At 62.5% G+C, this 16186-nt stretch carries 19 protein-coding genes and 1 pseudogene; 2 read left to right on the top strand and 18 right to left on the bottom strand.

Annotated elements, in window-relative coordinates; translation table 11 throughout:
* Positions 1-56: 56 nt before the first annotated feature.
* The 10 genes and pseudogenes from tilS to ybgC all read right to left on the bottom strand — a co-directional run bounded on the left by tilS (position 57) and on the right by ybgC (position 8559).
* Positions 57-1430 carry a tRNA lysidine(34) synthetase TilS gene (gene tilS / locus AC0L2D_RS21570; protein ID WP_473542316.1) on the bottom strand — a complete coding sequence of 458 codons (1374 nt, stop codon included), beginning with the start codon at positions 1428-1430 and terminating at the stop codon, positions 57-59.
* A 57-nt stretch (positions 1431-1487) separates the two neighbouring features.
* A complete protein-coding gene (gene ybgF / locus AC0L2D_RS21565; RefSeq protein ID WP_027162518.1) occupies positions 1488-2597 on the bottom strand; it encodes a tol-pal system protein YbgF in 1110 nt (369 codons plus the stop codon).
* Positions 2598-2817: 220 nt separating this feature from the next.
* A complete protein-coding gene (gene pal, locus AC0L2D_RS21560) occupies positions 2818-3324 on the bottom strand; it encodes a peptidoglycan-associated lipoprotein Pal (RefSeq protein ID WP_013529149.1) in 507 nt (168 codons plus the stop codon).
* A 244-nt stretch (positions 3325-3568) separates the two neighbouring features.
* On the bottom strand, positions 3569-3718 hold the full coding sequence (locus tag AC0L2D_RS21555; RefSeq protein ID WP_473542314.1) for a four helix bundle protein: 150 nt from the start codon (positions 3716-3718) through the stop codon (positions 3569-3571).
* Between the two features lie 92 nt (positions 3719-3810).
* Positions 3811-3945: pseudogene (locus tag AC0L2D_RS21550) on the bottom strand (four helix bundle protein); the annotation flags it as partial.
* A 54-nt stretch (positions 3946-3999) separates the two neighbouring features.
* Positions 4000-5310, bottom strand: coding sequence for a Tol-Pal system beta propeller repeat protein TolB (tolB, locus tag AC0L2D_RS21545; protein ID WP_013529148.1), 1311 nt, complete (start codon positions 5308-5310; stop codon positions 4000-4002).
* Positions 5311-5350: 40 nt separating this feature from the next.
* Positions 5351-6508: an energy transducer TonB family protein gene (locus tag AC0L2D_RS21540; RefSeq protein WP_473542312.1), complete on the bottom strand. Its 1158-nt coding sequence runs from the start codon at positions 6506-6508 to the stop codon at positions 5351-5353.
* Between the two features lie 7 nt (positions 6509-6515).
* Entirely contained in the window at positions 6516-6968 is a 453-nt protein-coding gene (gene tolR, locus AC0L2D_RS21535) for a protein TolR (RefSeq protein ID WP_023811855.1), read from the bottom strand.
* 10 nt (positions 6969-6978) lie between these two features.
* On the bottom strand, positions 6979-7689 hold the full coding sequence (gene tolQ, locus AC0L2D_RS21530) for a protein TolQ (protein WP_013529145.1): 711 nt from the start codon (positions 7687-7689) through the stop codon (positions 6979-6981).
* Between the two features lie 399 nt (positions 7690-8088).
* Positions 8089-8559: a tol-pal system-associated acyl-CoA thioesterase gene (gene ybgC / locus AC0L2D_RS21525; protein WP_013529144.1), complete on the bottom strand. Its 471-nt coding sequence runs from the start codon at positions 8557-8559 to the stop codon at positions 8089-8091.
* A gap of 57 nt (positions 8560-8616) precedes the next feature.
* Here ybgC and AC0L2D_RS21520 point away from each other — a divergent pair, with 57 nt between their 5' ends.
* Positions 8617-9867: a glycoside hydrolase family 5 protein gene (locus AC0L2D_RS21520; protein WP_473542309.1), complete on the top strand. Its 1251-nt coding sequence runs from the start codon at positions 8617-8619 to the stop codon at positions 9865-9867.
* A 12-nt stretch (positions 9868-9879) separates the two neighbouring features.
* Here AC0L2D_RS21520 and AC0L2D_RS21515 read toward each other — a convergent pair whose 3' ends face one another.
* The 8 genes from AC0L2D_RS21515 to AC0L2D_RS21480 all read right to left on the bottom strand — a co-directional run bounded on the left by AC0L2D_RS21515 (position 9880) and on the right by AC0L2D_RS21480 (position 15280).
* On the bottom strand, positions 9880-10776 hold the full coding sequence (locus tag AC0L2D_RS21515; RefSeq protein WP_473542307.1) for a metallophosphoesterase: 897 nt from the start codon (positions 10774-10776) through the stop codon (positions 9880-9882).
* 161 nt (positions 10777-10937) lie between these two features.
* Positions 10938-11975 (bottom strand): Holliday junction branch migration DNA helicase RuvB, encoded by a 1038-nt coding sequence (gene ruvB, locus AC0L2D_RS21510; protein ID WP_013529141.1) that lies wholly within the window; start codon positions 11973-11975, stop codon positions 10938-10940.
* 43 nt (positions 11976-12018) lie between these two features.
* On the bottom strand, positions 12019-12639 hold the full coding sequence (gene ruvA, locus AC0L2D_RS21505; RefSeq protein WP_013529140.1) for a Holliday junction branch migration protein RuvA: 621 nt from the start codon (positions 12637-12639) through the stop codon (positions 12019-12021).
* A gap of 15 nt (positions 12640-12654) precedes the next feature.
* Positions 12655-13068: a type II toxin-antitoxin system VapC family toxin gene (locus AC0L2D_RS21500; protein ID WP_013529139.1), complete on the bottom strand. Its 414-nt coding sequence runs from the start codon at positions 13066-13068 to the stop codon at positions 12655-12657.
* A gap of 2 nt (positions 13069-13070) precedes the next feature.
* Positions 13071-13322: an AbrB/MazE/SpoVT family DNA-binding domain-containing protein gene (locus AC0L2D_RS21495; protein ID WP_013529138.1), complete on the bottom strand. Its 252-nt coding sequence runs from the start codon at positions 13320-13322 to the stop codon at positions 13071-13073.
* 61 nt (positions 13323-13383) lie between these two features.
* Positions 13384-13893, bottom strand: coding sequence for a crossover junction endodeoxyribonuclease RuvC (ruvC, locus tag AC0L2D_RS21490; RefSeq protein ID WP_013529137.1), 510 nt, complete (start codon positions 13891-13893; stop codon positions 13384-13386).
* A 75-nt stretch (positions 13894-13968) separates the two neighbouring features.
* Positions 13969-14502 (bottom strand): protease adaptor protein RcdA, encoded by a 534-nt coding sequence (gene rcdA / locus AC0L2D_RS21485; protein WP_013529136.1) that lies wholly within the window; start codon positions 14500-14502, stop codon positions 13969-13971.
* A 397-nt stretch (positions 14503-14899) separates the two neighbouring features.
* The gene (locus tag AC0L2D_RS21480) at positions 14900-15280 is read right to left on the bottom strand and encodes a hypothetical protein (RefSeq protein WP_013529135.1); all 381 of its coding nucleotides are present in this window, start codon (positions 15278-15280) and stop codon (positions 14900-14902) included.
* 464 nt (positions 15281-15744) lie between these two features.
* Here AC0L2D_RS21480 and AC0L2D_RS21475 point away from each other — a divergent pair, with 464 nt between their 5' ends.
* Positions 15745-16164, top strand: coding sequence for a DUF2269 family protein (locus AC0L2D_RS21475; protein WP_473542303.1), 420 nt, complete (start codon positions 15745-15747; stop codon positions 16162-16164).
* The last annotated feature ends 22 nt before the right edge of the window (positions 16165-16186 follow it).

Below are 16186 nucleotides of genomic sequence, written 5' to 3'. Positions count from 1 at the left end.
AGCGTCCCCCCTTGCCAAGCAGAACAGCACGTCTGGGTTAAGCTTTCGCGCAACCCTCAGCCGGCACTGTGGCCGCTGAAAGGCAAGGGCGGGACCGGGGCCGCGCCAATCAGCCCGGCGACGGCCCGCGCCGGCGCTAGGTCGAAGGATGGCAGGAAGCGGCCGAAGGGGGCAACGACCGGCCGCGCTTCCACCGTCGCGGACTTCAGTCCATATCCAGGCAAACCAAGGCATTCACCGGCCTGCCACACCGCCGGTTCGGCCGCGAGCGCGGCGCGCATCAGGCTCGACGGGGTTTTTCCTTCACCCGTCGCGAGCCGTTTCGCCGCTGCCGTGCCTAACGGGGCAATCAACAATGCGCTGCTGCTGTCGTTCAATGTGATGTGCCGGCGGCCGTCCCACAGGGTGCTGCCGGTGGCGGCAGCGGCGGCGGGCAGTCCGCGCGCCTCGCGGCGCAGGAATATGCCGGAGCGCCGGGAATCGACAACCGTCCGCGACAATGTGGCGCAAAGAAATCCAGCCCTCAGCCGACCGAACAGAGCCTCGCTGCGGGCCTGATCCGGCAGGAAGGCAATCCCGCCGGTCGTGGCCAGAAGGATGCGCAACGCATAGATGGCCGCCTGCTCGTCACCGGAGGAGAGCAGGCACGGGTCGAGGCGGATGAGGCCGATGGCTGGCTGGCTGGCCAAGCCATCGATCAAACCGGCTGCGCTGGCGCCAAGCTGCCTGCGCTCGAGGGCGGCCTGGCCCGCGAGCATCAACATGCCCTTCACATGCTCGACACTCTCGCCGGCAAGTGCGGCCCGCATACGCGGCCGCTCGAAAGCCGCGTCGACATTGGTCGGATCGTCAGCCCAGCCGACATTTTGACGGCGCAGGACGTCGCGCAATACCGCGCGCCGCACGCCGAGGAGCGGCCGCACGATCCAGATGCGCCAGTCATAGAGGGTGGCCGGCGCCATGCCGGCAAGTCCCCGGCCGGCCATGCCGGCATGGCCTTGGCCCGCGTCCCGCGCGTGCCGCATCAGCACCGTTTCCGCCTGGTCGTCGGCGGTATGGCCGGTGAGGATCATGCCGATGCCTTCCGCTTGTGCCGCCTCGGCTAGCAGCCGGTAGCGCGCCTCGCGAGCGGCGGCGGGCAGACCGGTCGATGGCTTTGGACCCGACCATGTCAGGATGCGGTGTGAAATTCCGAGCCTGGCGCACAGCTTCGCCACTGTTTGCGCTTCCGCAGCCGAACCGGACCGCAAACCGTGGTCGATCGTCACCGCCAGCAGCCTGGTTGCCGGCGCCCTACGTTCGAGATGGTGTTTGAGAAGAAGGAGCAGGGCGGTCGAGTCGCTGCCGCCGGACACGGCCGCAACAGCGCCGCTGGTAAAATCGATATGCGAAAAAGGGTTAGTCGAAAGGTCCGGCTCGGTGTCGAGCATGATGCATGTCGCCCAAAAGTGATCCCGGTTTCAGGACAACGACATGTATGACAAGGATCAGCAGGCAGCCAGAGCCTTCTCCTGCTTGACGCGTTCCTTGAGCGCGCTGGAAATATCGGGGTAGCGCTTGCCGACCTCGCTGAAAGTGGCGCAGGCAACGTCATGCTGCTTGAGGCCGACCAGCGACACGCCGAGCTTCAGCAACATGTCGGGAGCTTTCTTGGCCTTGGGGTAGTCCTTGCTGGCGGCAAGGAACGTCTCGGCCGCATCGCGGTATTTCTGCTGGCCGAGCAATGACTCGCCCAGCCAGTAATGCGCATCCGCTGCTTTCGCATCCTTGGGGAAGCGGGCGATGTGGTCGCGAAAACCCTGCTCGGCGGTGCCGTAGTCGCCCGAGAGGATGAACTGGTATGAGTTGCGGTAGAGCTCTTCCGGATTGTTGGTGGCGGGCAACGCCGCGACCACCGTATCGGATTTGCCGGCCTTGGGCGCCGCTCCGGCGACTGGCGCGGTATCCTGCGCCGGCGCGGTCGATTGTGTGTTGCCGCCAGCATCGATGACATTGCCGTTCTTGTCGACGGTGATGCTGCCGAAGGTCTTTTCCGGCGCTCCCGTACCGGGAATAACCTTGCCGGGGTCGCCATCCGGAGATTCGACGATGACGTCCTCGACCGTCTTGCCGACTGCCGATTGATCGTTGGCGGGCTCGGCGCCGGCATCGGCCGGCGCCCGTGTTGCCGGGGCCGCCGCCACGTTGTTGTCGGTGCCGGTGGTGGCGTCCGATTTCTTCTGCGCCGGCGGCTGTCCGCCTTGCGTGCCGCCACCTTCCAGCTGCTGGAAGCGGAATTCATTATCTTCCTGCTGCTTGCGGATCTGCTCCTGCATTTGCAGGACCTGGAAATTGAGTTCCTCGATCTTGCCGTTCATCTGCCGCAGCTGCTCTTCCAGGCTGGTGACAGCGGTAGGATCGGACTGCACCAGCTGAACCTGGTCCGGTTTCTTCTTTTGACCAAAAAAACCGGGCAATTCGATACTGGGAAGATGGAAGGTAAAGCCGCTGTCGGTTGATTGCCCTGTGCCGCTCGCCCCGGTGCCGCTAGCCAGGGCGGTGACGCCTGATAGGAGCAGCAGCGCAAGCGTGCCGCTCAGAACCGATCTCAAATGCATGTGCCTCTCGCAGTGATTTCGTTAGCTTGTTCGCGCCTTCCAATCAGAATGGGACCAGCCAAGCGCCCTCGGCTCATAGCAGGAGCCGAGACTTCGGCCAAATTTTGTTTCGGGCATCCGGATATGAAAAAGGCGGCCCCAAGGCCGCCTTTCGCACAAGTATGTTGCATTTTTACCGCTAGACGGCCACGCGTCCTTTGACGCGCCGGTCCATGATGCCTCAGGAGCCAGCGCCGCTAAGCGTAGTGACCGCGCGGCGATTCTGCGACCAGCAAGAGATGTCGTCGCAAACCGCGACCGGACGTTCCTTGCCGTAGGAAATGGTCTTGAGACGGCTGGCCGAGACGCCCTTGGCGACAAGGAAGTCACGGGTAGCGGCTGCGCGGCGGGCGCCGAGCGCCAGATTGTATTCGCGCGTTCCGCGTTCGTCGGCATGGCCTTCGACGACGATGGCATACTGCTTGTACTGGTTCAGCCACTGTGCCTGGCGCGAGAGCGTCGTCTGCGCATCGGCACGGATCGAGGTCGAGTCCGTGTCGAAGAAGATGCGGTCGCCAATGTTGACGGTGAAGTCCTGCGCCGATCCGGGTGTTGCGGCGCCGGCGCCGTTAAGGCCAAGATCGGCCGCGTTGTTCGGCGTCTTCTTCGAGGCGCAACCTGCGATGGCGAGCATCGCCACCAGCGCGATCATGACCGGGTTTCTGGTAAGTGCTGCAATACGGCCCATGCCGCCTCTCCTTCGTAATTCGAGTGGTCTAATTTGAGTGATTTCGTTGATCACCCAGTAACCACGTTTGGGTTAACCGGCATTCAAGAAACACGGTTAAATTTTGGTTTAAGCTGCCCGTCCGCAGCCATTGGCCATGAGCCACAGTTGGCGCGGACCCTAGGCGGAAATACGGCCAAAACGCGACAAAGAGATGGAAAAGAGGAATTGAAGAGTTGGGGAATTGAGCAACTGAAGAGAGAATTCACTTCAGCTTTTCTCTCAGATTGATCAGCATGCCGTAGATATGGGCATAGGGTCGCAGCCAATCGTCGTGTTGTGCCTGGCTGATGTATCCAAGGTCGAACGCATAGGAAATCCACGTCTCCACTTCGCTGCATGACCCCATTGCCATCGAAATGAACCGCGCGAATTGGGTTTGGAGTGAGTCTGCTTGGCAAATCCCTCAGCCAAATTGGCGCAGATTCCCTTGCTGGAGCGACGCAACTGATCAGCCAGTGCGTATTGCTCCATTTTCGGGAAGGCGAGCGTAGCTTTATGCACGTCAAGAGAGACCACATAAGCGCGCTTATAAACCTCTAGATCCTTCGCACGCTTGATGTAGCCGCCCGCCTTCTCCATTCTTCAGTTCTTCAGTTCTTCAGTTCTTCAATTCCCAGTTCCTCAGTTCGTCTCTTACTCCAGCAGCGGCGACCAGGCAGGGTCCGAAGCGAAGTTCGCCGTCGGGATCGATTGCTCGTTGCGTCCGGTCAGATCGACCGAAACCAGTTTGGGGCCACCGGCGGAATCGCGGAAGAACATCAGCACGCGGCCATTCGGCGCCCAGGTCGGTCCCTCCTGCTGGAAGCCGGAGGAGAGGATGCGCTCACCCGATCCATCGGTCTTCATGACGCCGATCTGGAATTCGCCGCCGGTCTGCTTGGTGAAGGCAATCAGGTCGCCGCGCGGCGACCAGACCGGTGTCGAATAGACGCCGTCGCCGAAGGAGATGCGGGTCTGGCCCGAACCGTCGGCGCCCATCACGTAGATCTGTGCGCGGCCGCCACGGTCGGAGGTGAACACCACCTTGCTGCCGTCGGGCGAATAGGACGGCGAGGTGTCGATGGCGGTCGAGTTGGTCAGCCGCGTCGTCGAGCGGCTGCGCAGGTCCATGGCGAAGATGTTGGAATTGCCGTCGTCGCGCAGCAGGCTCATGATCACCTTCTGGCCGTCGGGCGAAAAGCGCGGCGCAAAGGTCATGCCGGGGAAATTGCCGACCAGTTCGCGCTGGCCGGTCTCGATCTGCAGCAGATAGACCCGCGGCTGGCCGCTTTCATAGGACATGTAGGTGATTTCCTGCCGGTTCGGCGAGAAACGCGGCGTCAGCACGATCGACCTGCCGTCCGAAAGATAGCGGACGTTGGCGCCGTCCTGGTCCATGATCGCGAGGCGCTTCTTGCGCGCATTCTTGGCTCCGGATTCGTCGATGAAGACGACGCGGGTGTCGAAATAGCCTTTTTCGCCGGTCAGCCGCTCATAGATGGCGTCGGCGATGATATGGGCGACACGCCGCTGATTGGCATCGTTGGCGAAGAACTGCTCGCCAGCCATCTGCTGGCCGGCAAAGGTATCCCACAACCGGTACTGGGCGCGGATGCGGCCGTCGGCTTCCTTGCTGACGCTGCCCGTGACCAGCGCCTGCGCGTTGATCACCTTCCAGTCGTCGAAGCGCGGTGCTGCATCGGGGTTGGTGATTTTCTCGATAAAGGCGCTCTTGTCGATCGGAGCGAACAGACCCGAACGCTTCAAATCGGCGGTGACGATCTGCGAAATCTGCGCCCCAAGCGCGTCGCCGCCCTGGAAATCCGTGATGGCGATCGGCAGCGGCTCGACGTTGCCCTTGTTGACGTTGAGCTCGACGAGCGCCAGCGCCGGCAACGTGCCTGCCGCGGTCATGCCCATCGCCATTGCTGCGACCATCAGGAGCGGCTTGAGGATTGATTTCATGTCTTCTCGCTTCTCGTACTGATTTTCGGATGACAGGGCCTTAGAGGCCGAGCATCTCCCTTGGATCGAAGGTGACGCGGACGTCGGCCCAGATGTCCTGCTTGCCGGCGGGAACTTGCAGGCCGGTGACATCGCATTTTTGCACCGCACGAACGGCACTTTCGTCGAACTGGCGATTCCCGCTCGACTTTTCGACCGCCGGGCGCCCGTCCAGCTTACCGGATGCATCCAGGTTGAACCGCACCACGACGAGGAAGTTCTCGGAACCTTCAAGGCCGACAGGAAGGGTCCAGCAGCCGCCGAGCTGGCTTTCCAGGGCACCCATTTCGGACCTGGAGAGCTTCTGACCTTGGTCCTTGTCGCCGCCGAGCGACGCCTGCTGGGTCGAGCGCCTGGCGCCGCCGCCGGATGGTTTCTGCTTGTCGAGGAGCGCGGAGATCTCGTCGGCGTTGAATTGCTTGTCATCGGATTTCGGCTTCGACGACGCTTCCTTGACCGGCTTGTCGGCGTCCTTGCGCTCCGGCGCCTTGGCGCTTTCGGCCTGCGCCGGCTGCGGCTTCGGCCGCGCTTCCGGCGCGGGAGCGGAATCCGGCAGCTGCGTCGCCTCGGCGGGCGGCTCCTGCGCTATGGCTTCAGCGACGGCGTCGGGCTTGACCTCGGGCGTCGGATCGATGGCAGCGGTCTTGTCCTGCGGCGGCGGGGTCGGCGCCGGCTTGGCCGGTGTCGGCTTGGGATCGGCCTGCTTGACCGGCTCGGGCTTGACCTCTTCCTTGGGCGTCGGCGCCGGCGCCACTTCCGTTGCCGGGGTAGGCTTGGGCTTCTCCTGCGGCTTCGGCACGTCCTCAGGCTTCGGCTTTTCGATCGGGGTCGGTGCGGGCGGCGGAGCCGAGGTCATGTCGACGGGCTTGGGCTTGGCTTCCGGCGTTATCGGCTTGTCGGTGTCGACGCTGTTCTCGCCGACCTTCTGCGCATCCGGCACAATGTCCGGGCGCTGCGTCGGCACAGGGGCCGGCTTTTCATGCATCACGGCCTTTTTGTCGCCCTGCAACGTCTGCGCAATGGCTTCCATCGGCACGATGTCGACCGCGACCGACTCGACGTCGGACGACGGAAGTGCTGCCGGCGCCGTCAGCGTGAACAGGCCGAAGGTCAGCGCCGCCGCATGCAAGATCACCGATGTGGTGAGGCCGGTCTTCATAGCGCGTCTACTGGTCCTGTTCCTGCAGTGAAACCAGGCCGATGTTCTTGTAGCCGGCGGCCGAAATGCGGGCCATCACCTTCATCGCCGTACCATAGTCGGTGGACTTGTCGCCGCGGATGAAGATGCGCTCCTCATAGCCGGTCTTGGAAATTGCCTGCAGCTTGGCTACCAGTTCCTCGATCGGGATTTCGGTTTCCTGCAGGTAAATCTGGCCGGCGGCATTGATCGAGACGGTGATCGGCTGCGTGTCGGCATTCATCGCCTTAGCCTGCGTATCCGGCAGGTCGATCGGCACGCCGACCGTCAGCATTGGTGCCGCGACCATGAAGATGATCAGCAGCACCAGCATCACGTCGACCATCGGCGTGACGTTGATCTCGGACATCAGTGCATGGTGACGGCCGCGCCGCCTGTGGCCGCGCCCGCCGCGTCCTCCCATGCCCATGGACATACCCATCTGCTACTCCTCAGGCCTTGGGGGCCACTTTTTCATCGATTTGGCGCGAGAGTATGGCGGAGAACTCGTCGGAGAACCCTTCCATGCGCACGGCTATCTTGCTCGCATCGGACGACAGCTTGTTGTAGGCGATGACGGCGGGAATGGCGGCGAGCAGGCCGATGGCCGTCGCCAGCAGCGCTTCGGCGATGCCCGGCGCAACCACGGCGAGACTGGTATTCTTGGAGCCGGCGATCGCCTGAAACGACGTCATGATGCCGATGACGGTGCCGAACAGGCCGATGAAGGGTGCCGCCGAGCCGGTGGTGGCAAGGAAGCCGAGGCGGCCTTCCAGCTTTTCCATCTCGCGGGTCAGCGCCAGGTCCATCGCCTTGTCGATGCGGGTTTGCAGGCCGAGCGGCGACTTGGCGCCCTTCTCGAAACTCTTCTTCCACTCGCGCATGGCCGCGACGAAAATGGCGCCCATGCCGGTGGTCTTGCGATCGGCGAGCGTGCGGTAAAGCTCCTCCAGCGACTGCCCCGACCAGAACACCTGCTCGAACCGGTTGAGCGCCAGCCGCATGCGGGCATAGGAAACCAGCTTGTCGACGATGATCGCCCAGGTCCAGACCGAGGCGCAGAGCAGGCCGATCATGACCAGCTTGACCACCCAGCTGGCCGAAACGAACAGCGACCAAACCGACAATTGCGCGCCCGGATCGGCGAGTGCGATATTTTCCATCGTTACGTCCTTAAGATTTTCCGGGCGAAGCTGGCGGCTGGCCCCTGGCATCCCTTGTGGTCGGTTCGCACGAAGCTACCGGAACAACCCCAAACTGTGCCGTTGTCGGCCTTTTCAGGGCAAATATTGGTGAAAGGAAGGCGTTCGATAACGCCAATCTTCACCAATCTCTTCATGAACCGTTATGGTTAAGGATGGGTTAGTATATAAGGCGCGGCGCATTGCCACGCCCGCACAGTTGTAACGCCATCATCCAAGCGCGAAGTCGGGATGGGTTGAGATTCAGGTCAGGCCGAGCCGAAAACGGTGGTTTCCGAGAACCGGAGCGGAGGGTACTTGAAGTACCCGAGCACCGGAAGCGCAGGGAATCACCGTTTGCAGGCCGGCATCACCTGAATATCATCCCATCCGGGGCATGAATGCCGCCACCCATTCCTTGGGAAAGCGCCTTGGGCGGCCATTCTCGCCGATGATCGCAGCCTCGACCTTGGCCTCGACCAGCACCTCGTCGCCGCGCTTGAGCTGTTGCGCCATGAAGATGCGCGCGCCGGAAATCTCCTCGGTGCGGGTGTCGACGGTCAGGATGTCGTCGATGCGGGCCGGGCCGCGAAAATCGATCTCCATGCGGCGCACCACCCAGACTATTCTTTCGCCATGCTTGCCGTCGGCAAGCTCTGTGTGATGCACGCCGGTGAGCCTGAGATAGTCGGAGCGGCCGCGTTCGAAGAATTCGAGATAGCGTGCATGGTAGACGACGCCGGAGAAATCGGTGTCGGCATAGTAGACTCGCGCCATCAGCCGGTGGCCGAACGCCGTCAGCGCACCGGAAAGCCCGGCCAGCAGCGTCGCCGATTCACCATGATCGCCCATTGCGCTTCCTTTTTTAGTCCCAGCGAGGCACCAGTTTCCCGCGGAACATAACATCGGATGGCACTGTTGACGGCGATGATCAAGAGTTTGACGGCGGCGCTGTTCGTGTTGGTGGCTTTGGCGCTGCCTGGCCAGACCGCGACATTCTCGATGAAGCGCGGCCTCAATCTCGACCAGTGGGTCACCTGGCCCGGCGAGGACCAGTGGGGCCACGCCAAGGCCATCCTGCCCTATCCGGAGTGGCGGAAATTCCTTGGGGAGGACGACCTCAAGGCGTTGAAGGATGCCGGCTTCGATTTCCTGCGCATGCCGGTCGATCCATCGCCCTTTCTGTCCGACCAGACCGTGGCCTTGCGTGACGATCTCTATGCCAGCGTGCTGGACTCGGTGCGCATGATCAACCGCGCCGGACTCAAGGTGATCGTCGACATGCACCTGATCCCGGCCGGCGGCAGCCGCAAGATCGGAATGGCTGAAGTGATGGGCGACCCACGGACCTTCGACGCCTATGTCGAGATGGTCCGCAAGATGGCCCGCACGCTGGCCAGCGAAGATCCCGCCCAGGTCGCCTTCGAGCCCATGAACGAACCGATCGTGGACTGCGACAGCGACGGCACGAGCCTGTGGCCGGACCGCCAGCGCAAACTGTTCGCGGCGGCGCGATCCTCGGCTACGAAACTGACCCTGGTGCTGACCGGCGCCTGCTATTCCGCCGCGAGTTCGTTGGAAAAGATCGACCCGAAGACGATTCCGGACGACAACGTCATCTGGACCTTCCATTCCTACGATCCGTTTCTGCTCACCCATCAGGGCGCAACCTGGGCCGGAGACTTCATCCCTTACGTGACCGGCCTGCCCTATCCGTTGAGTGCGGTGCCCAAGGCGCAGCTCGACGTGACGCTCGACACCATCCGCGCCAGGATCAAGGCCGAGGCGCCTTGGACACGGCAAAGCGGCCTGCTTGCCTATCTCGATGAACAAGTTGCCAGCATGGACAGCCCCGACAGACTGCTCGGCTTGATGGATGCGCCGTTCGAAAAGGTCGAGGCGTGGGCGAGGGCCAACGGCGTCAAGCCTGGAAACATCACGCTGGGCGAGTTCGGCATGATCCGCCAGGAATACGGCAATTCCTATGTGATGCCCGCTGGGTATCGGGCCGCCTATATCAGGGACATGATCGCGCGTGCCGAAGCACATGGCTTCTCATGGTCGGTGTGGAGCTATGGCGGCGCCTTCGGCATCGTCGATGCCTTCAACGGCGACAAGGCCGAGCCGGATGTGATGGACGCGATCAAATCGCTTCACTGAGGCGATCTGGATTTAGCCAAGGTCGATCGACAGGATTTCCGGCCGCATCCCGAAACGCACCGGCAATATGCTGAAACCGAGCCCGCCGGAGACGATCAGATTGCGATCGTTCTCGACGACGTGGCCATAGGCGTAGCGGTTGCCGAAACGCGATGGCACGACCGGCGAATAGCCGAACAGCCGAATTTGTCCGCCATGGGTGTGGCCGGACAGGGTCAGCGAGACGCGCCACGGCACTTTCGGAAAAATATCCGGCTCGTGCGCAAGCAGGATGATGGGCGAGGTGTCGCTGACCTTGGCCAGCGTGCCGTCGAGATCGTCCAGCCCCGTGAAGCCGGCGCGGTCGCTGATCGGCAGCAGAGCGAGCTGGTCGGCGAGCCCGGCAATCCACACACCATGCCCATCCTTTTCCAGGCGCACGACATCGTTCTCCAGCACCGGAATGCCGACTTTCTCCAGGGCCTTGCGCGCTACTGTCGGGCCGGCCCCGGCGCGCTGCGCGAAGCCATCTGCCCACCAGTCATGGTTGCCGAGAATCGAGAGCACGCCGAGCGGTGCCCTGAGGTTTGAGAGGGCGGAGGCCCATTGCGACGGCGTCACCGTGCCGGTCACCAAGGGCATGCCGGCGATATAATCGCCGAGCAGGACGATGACGTCCGGCTGCAGGGCATTCGCGTCTTCGACAAGTGAGGCGATCCGCTCCGGCGTCATCCATGGCCGGCAGGCATGGATATCGGCAAGCGCGACGATGCGCAGCTTCAGGCCATCAGGCCAATGCGGCGGCGTTAGCGCATAGCGTTTCACATGCGTCAGCAGCATCGGCTCTATGCCGGCCGCATAGGCGCTGAGCGCGGCAACCGACAGAATCGACCCGCCGATGAAGCGCAGGAATCCGCGTCTGGTGATCATTGCATGGCTCCGGCAAACCATCGGAGCGAGATTGCCCCGGCGATGGCACCGTCACCAGAGCCGACGAATGCGCCGGCAAACCGACGAAGCCGAGGATATTTTGCGCAGGCCGCTCACAGATACTTTGTCGGCCCGGAACCTGCGTCTGATCGCCCGGAGCGCTATTCTTCCTGGAACAGGTTGATCTGCTGCTGCGCCAGATCCTTCGGCGCGTCGAGGCCGAGATGCCGCCAGGCATTGGCCGTCAGCATCCGGCCGCGCGGCGTGCGCTGGATGAAACCCTGCTGGATCAGATAAGGCTCGATGATGTCCTCGATGGCATCGCGCGGCTCTGACAGGCCGGCGGCGATCGTCTCGATGCCGACCGGCCCGCCGCCGAAATTGCGCGCGATCATGCTGAGGTACCGGCGGTCGAGCGCGTCGAGGCCGAGCGCGTCGACTTCCAGCCGGGTCAACGCTTCGTCGGCGATCTTGCGGTCGACATGGCCATCGCCGGCCACCGAGGCGAAATCGCGCACACGGCGCAACAACCGGCCGGCGATGCGTGGCGTGCCCCGCGCGCGCCGCGCGATCTCCAGCGCGCCGTCGTTGCCGAGCGGCATTTGCAGGATACGCGCGCCACGCCGCACGATCTGCTCCAGCTCCTCGACCGTGTAGAAATTGAGCCGTACCGGAATGCCGAAACGGTCGCGCAACGGATTGGTGAGCAGGCCAAGCCGCGTGGTGGCGGCGACGAGGGTGAAGCGGGCGAGGTCGATCTTGACCGAGCGCGCCGCCGGGCCTTCGCCGATGATCAGGTCGAGCTGAAAATCCTCCATCGCCGGATAAAGGATCTCCTCCACCGCCGGGCTCAGCCGATGGATCTCGTCGATGAACAGCACGTCGCCTTCCTCGAGATTGGTCAGCAGCGCGGCAAGATCGCCGGCCTTGGCGATGACCGGGCCGGAGGTCGAGCGGAAATTGACGCCGAGCTCGCGCGCCATGATCTGCGCCAGCGTCGTCTTGCCGAGACCAGGCGGCCCGACGAACAGCACATGGTCGAGCGCCTCGCTGCGGCTCTTGGCGGCCTCGATGAACACTTTGAGATTGGCCCGCGCCGCCGCCTGGCCGACGAAATCGTCGAGCGTCTGCGGCCGCAAGGTCTGCTCGGCATCCTCGCCGCGTTTTTCCGGTGCAATCAAGCGGGGCGACAGGCTCATGCCGCCTTCCTTGCACACGGCAAGGGGCTGAACAAGCGGCGGCTCACCGCGCAAGTTCCTTCAGCCCGAAGCGAATCAGCTTCGGCGCATCGGCATCCTCGCCCGCCGTCTTCAGCGCCGCCGCCACCGCATTGGCGGCCGTGTCGCGCGAATAGCCGAGATTGACCAGCGCCGAGACCGCGTCGGTGATCGGCGCGGATGCCACGCCGTCGCCGAGCTCCTGTTTCAGGCCGATGGTGCCCGAAGCGGTTCCGGCATAGGCCGGCGCCTTGTTCTTCAGTTCGGTGACGATGCGCTCGGCCACCTTCTTGCCAACGCCGGGTGCGCGAGAAACCATGGCGATGTCGCGCAGCGCAATCGCATTGGCGAGGTCGGCCGGCGCCAGCGTCGACAGGATGGCCAGCGCCACCTTGGCGCCGACGCCGGGAACATTGTTCATCAGCAGCCGGAACCACTCGCGTTCCAGCACTGACTGGAAGCCGTAGAGCCGCAGCATGTCCTCGCGGACATAGGTCTCGATGAACAGCACCACCGCTTCGCCGGGCGAAGGCAGCGCCGCCAGCGTGCGCGCTGAACAATAGGCGACGTAGCCGACGCCATGGATATCGACGAGGCAATGATCCTCGTCGACCTCGTCCAGCGTGCCCTTGAGCTTGCCGATCATTGGACGCAATCCCCGTTAGGGATGAGTATCGGGCGTGATGAGCTCGACATCTGGAAAGTACTTTCTGAAACCTGCGGGATCGCGAGTAAGAATGGGATAGCCTCGGATGGCAGCGTGAGCCCCAATCAAGAAGTCGGGCATCACCTTCTCTCGAGGTCCGCCCAACCGCCGATAGACCGAGAACGCTCTCGACGCAGCAAAGGCCGCCTCGAACGGGAGACTTTCGCGCCGGAACTCGTCTTCAGGCAAGGCATCATCGACATCGTCTATCGCCTCATAGCGCATCGAAAACTCGGCGTAGATAATCTGATTGATGACCAGGCTGCCTTGCTCGAGGGCAGACACCATTTTGGACCACGACCACTTTGACCAGACGGGATCGCGAACGGCGATATCGACAAGCACGTTGGTGTCGACAAGCGTCGCCAAGATTAGCGATCCCGGGTCAAAGCCATGACGGCATCGGCATTCATTGTCTGATCGCCGCTGCCCTCAAGCCGATCGAGCGCAGCAAGAAAACGATCGAGTCTTTCGCGGTCGGCCAACCGCCCCTTGTCATGCTTCGGCGTGATCGTGATCTTGCCGCCCTCGATGCCGAAGATGACTTCGCTGTTGGCGCCAATCCCAAATGTCTCCCGCAGATCCCGTGGGATTGTCACTTGACCTTTGCTCGTCACACGCATGAAACACCCCTTTCTTACAAGTAAGGATTATTCCAACCCGGCGAACAAGTCAAGAACATCGCTAACCAGCGAGCGCCATCCGGTAGGCCACGCTTTGCCGGTGATGCGCGTGGCAGATGGCGATAGCCAATGCGTCGGCGGCATGTTCGGTATCGAAGACGGCTTTCGGCAACAGCACCTTCACCATCATGTGGATCTGCTTCTTGTCGCCATGCCCGACGCCGATCACCGCTTTCTTGACTGCGTTAGGCGCATATTCGGCAACGACGAGGCCGGCACGCGCCGGCACCAGCATGGCGATGCCGCGTGCCTGACCGAGCTTCAGCGTTGCCACCGCGTCCTTGTTGACGAAGGTCTGTTCGACCGCCGCTTCGTGCGGCATGGCGGCATGCAGGACTTCGGCAAGCCCGTCATGCAGCTGGCACAGCCGCGTTGCCAGCGCGGCCTTATCGTCTGATTTCACAGTGCCGGAAGCAATGAAGCGCAGCGAATTGCCGAGGCTTTCGACGATGCCCCAGCCGGTGCGCCGAAGCCCGGGATCGATACCGATGATGCGAATCGCTTCCGCCATTTGCCGAGTCTACCTCCGGCGGACAGCGATGCCAGCGAAATGTGAACAAACCGGAAACAGAAGGCGGACCGCGGTCTAACCCCGAGCGAAAGCCGTGTTGAGCAGGCTGATCTGGTCGGAAACCGGGTTGGGGCGGCGAGCCATCGGTTGCATGTCGACCATGGCGCCGGAGCCATAGATCTCGTCGTCCATGCGGCGCACCAACGCTTGCAGGCGCAGCGAGCGGGTGACGAGGTCGAGGAAATCCTCGGGCAGTTCGGCCCAACCGGCGGCTTCGTCATGGGCGGAAGCGGTGTCGAGGCGCACCTTGGACTTTTCCGATGCCACCTGGTCACGGGTCATCTCGCCGGAATTGGCGGCGCGCTGCAGAAGCAGCCAGGAGGCAACCTGCATCAACCTGGTGGTCAGCCGCATCGATTCGGCCGCGTAGAGCGTGGCGGCCAGCCGCGACAGCTTCTTCGCCTCGGCCCGGCCCTTGCCGTCGAGATATTCGGCGGCCTGTTCGACCAGACCCATGCCTTCCTGGTAAAGCGGCTTGAAGGATTGCGAGAAAACCCGGCGTTCCGCCAGCTTGACGGTTTTCGCACTGCCCTTCGAAGGCTCGTTCATTGATACGCCCCTGCACTTGCAACCGGCCGATTCGGCTCCCTGCCGATACACCCGGAACCCTATCTGACTGAAGCTTGAAAATGCGCTTCGTCACCGGTGAAGGCAAGCACATGTTTAACAGAAGGTTAACGGCACCCCTGTCGGGCGGCCCCGCTGGGGTGCGGACAAAAAAAGAGAAATCGAGACAAAAAAAGAGCCGCGGATAAGGCGGCTCTCAGGAGTTTAACAGGGAGGCGTCAAACAAAGTGGCTCCAACCACTCGGTAAGAATCCAGATCACTGGATGAACATAGTAAACACCTGTAAAGCTTAATGAAGCCTTAACGGTGCGGATGTTTTTTGACCGAACGCCGCCATACTGTGCCGTAACAGCACAGCATCTCCTGCTTCAGGCTCGGTCAAGCGGTCTTCCAGACCGCCGGCAAGGCGATGAAGGCGAACAGCAGCATGGCTGCGTAGAAGCCCATTGAGGAGGCCGCCACCAGCGGTTCGATCGCGGCATTGCCGGCAAGCAGGAAATAGAGGCCGATCAGCAGGCCGATGCCGCTGACCGCCGTCAGCCAGAAATGAACTGTGGCGAGCGTCTTCTGCCCGATTGCCGGAAACAAATGGTAGAAGAAGGCGAAGACCGCCGACATCAGCCATCCGGCCACCATCGTGTGGGCGTGGGTCGGCATCTGGCCGTGATCCTGGCTGATCGCCATGTACAGGCCGAGCGCCATGCCGCACAGCGAATAGATGATGGCCAGCGTGAAGAAATTCCGTGCTATCCCTTGCATAATGGTCCCCCGAATTGCCTTTTCCCGCTTGCGGGAATGGGTTGATCGTCAGGCGATTGTTGTCGCCACCGGGCTCCCGGCATTGGCGCACTAATATCGGCAGCGTATCCAGACGATGTCGCGCCAACCCCCTCCCGACGATTCGTACATTAGCAGAAAATCAGATAATGCGTTCACAATCTGCGACCTCGCGCGTTGGCCGCAAGCTGAAACAGAGCCGGATTTTTCGCGACATCGTTCCGAAACAGGCGCCACGCTAAACGCCCGCTCCTCTGACGGCCGGCGCAAATCAGCGCCCCGCAAAACTGACCGGACACTGCAGGAGCAACCCATGGACTGGTACTCGATCGTCAAATTCCTCCACGTCACTACCGCCATTCTGTGGGTCGGCGGTGGCTTCGTACTGTTCCTGCTGGGCATGCTTGCCGAGCGCGCGGGCAACATCGAGGGAAAAGCTGCAGGCAATGCGCGCCAGCGGTCAGCTGGGCGGCAGGTTCTTTGCGCCGATGTCGATGCTGACGCTGATCTTCGGCCTCATCATGTGCTGGTTCTGGGTCGGCTTCTCCGATTTGTGGATCCTGATCGGCCTGGCGGGATACGCCACGACCTTTTCGATCGGCATGTTCATCTTCAAGCCGACCGGGGAGCGCATGGGCGCAATGATCGCCAAGGAGGGCGTCACGCCAGAGGTTCTTGCCATCGGCCAGCGCATGATGAGCGCGGCACGTTTCGACTATGCGGTGATGCTGGTGATCATTGCGGACATGGTGCTCAAACCGACCGTGCATGACATCGGCATCCTTGCCGGCATGGTGCTGGTCGTTATGGTCGGCGCGACACTGGCTTTTGGCGGCAACCGTCGTCTGGTGCCAAGCGCCGCCTGACCCCTAATGACGGGGCGGCTGC

It is taken from the genome of Mesorhizobium sp. WSM4833 (genome assembly GCF_055811095.1).
This window is presented reverse-complemented; position numbering and strand designations above follow the sequence as displayed.

What these genes read in the sequence shown, in the direction of transcription:
- AC0L2D_RS21540 (WP_473542312.1), bottom strand. Translation starts at nt 6,508, where the DNA reads ATGAAGACCGGCCTCACCACATCGGTGATCTTGCATGCGGCGGCGCTG.
- ybgF (WP_027162518.1), bottom strand. Translation starts at nt 2,597, where the DNA reads ATGCATTTGAGATCGGTTCTGAGCGGCACGCTTGCGCTGCTGCTCCTA.
- ruvC (WP_013529137.1), bottom strand. Translation starts at nt 13,893, where the DNA reads ATGGCGGAAGCGATTCGCATCATCGGTATCGATCCCGGGCTTCGGCGC.
- tilS (WP_473542316.1), bottom strand. Translation starts at nt 1,430, where the DNA reads ATGCTCGACACCGAGCCGGACCTTTCGACTAACCCTTTTTCGCATATC.
- AC0L2D_RS21495 (WP_013529138.1), bottom strand. Translation starts at nt 13,322, where the DNA reads ATGCGTGTGACGAGCAAAGGTCAAGTGACAATCCCACGGGATCTGCGG.
- ruvA (WP_013529140.1), bottom strand. Translation starts at nt 12,639, where the DNA reads ATGATCGGCAAGCTCAAGGGCACGCTGGACGAGGTCGACGAGGATCAT.
- ybgC (WP_013529144.1), bottom strand. Translation starts at nt 8,559, where the DNA reads ATGGGCGATCATGGTGAATCGGCGACGCTGCTGGCCGGGCTTTCCGGT.
- AC0L2D_RS21555 (WP_473542314.1), bottom strand. Translation starts at nt 3,718, where the DNA reads ATGGCAATGGGGTCATGCAGCGAAGTGGAGACGTGGATTTCCTATGCG.
- AC0L2D_RS21480 (WP_013529135.1), bottom strand. Translation starts at nt 15,280, where the DNA reads ATGCAAGGGATAGCACGGAATTTCTTCACGCTGGCCATCATCTATTCG.
- ruvB (WP_013529141.1), bottom strand. Translation starts at nt 11,975, where the DNA reads ATGAGCCTGTCGCCCCGCTTGATTGCACCGGAAAAACGCGGCGAGGAT.
- AC0L2D_RS21515 (WP_473542307.1), bottom strand. Translation starts at nt 10,776, where the DNA reads ATGATCACCAGACGCGGATTCCTGCGCTTCATCGGCGGGTCGATTCTG.
- pal (WP_013529149.1), bottom strand. Translation starts at nt 3,324, where the DNA reads ATGGGCCGTATTGCAGCACTTACCAGAAACCCGGTCATGATCGCGCTG.
- tolR (WP_023811855.1), bottom strand. Translation starts at nt 6,968, where the DNA reads ATGGGTATGTCCATGGGCATGGGAGGACGCGGCGGGCGCGGCCACAGG.
- tolB (WP_013529148.1), bottom strand. Translation starts at nt 5,310, where the DNA reads ATGAAATCAATCCTCAAGCCGCTCCTGATGGTCGCAGCAATGGCGATG.
- tolQ (WP_013529145.1), bottom strand. Translation starts at nt 7,689, where the DNA reads ATGGAAAATATCGCACTCGCCGATCCGGGCGCGCAATTGTCGGTTTGG.
- AC0L2D_RS21475 (WP_473542303.1), top strand. Translation starts at nt 15,745, where the DNA reads ATGCGCGCCAGCGGTCAGCTGGGCGGCAGGTTCTTTGCGCCGATGTCG.
- AC0L2D_RS21520 (WP_473542309.1), top strand. Translation starts at nt 8,617, where the DNA reads ATGGCACTGTTGACGGCGATGATCAAGAGTTTGACGGCGGCGCTGTTC.
- rcdA (WP_013529136.1), bottom strand. Translation starts at nt 14,502, where the DNA reads ATGAACGAGCCTTCGAAGGGCAGTGCGAAAACCGTCAAGCTGGCGGAA.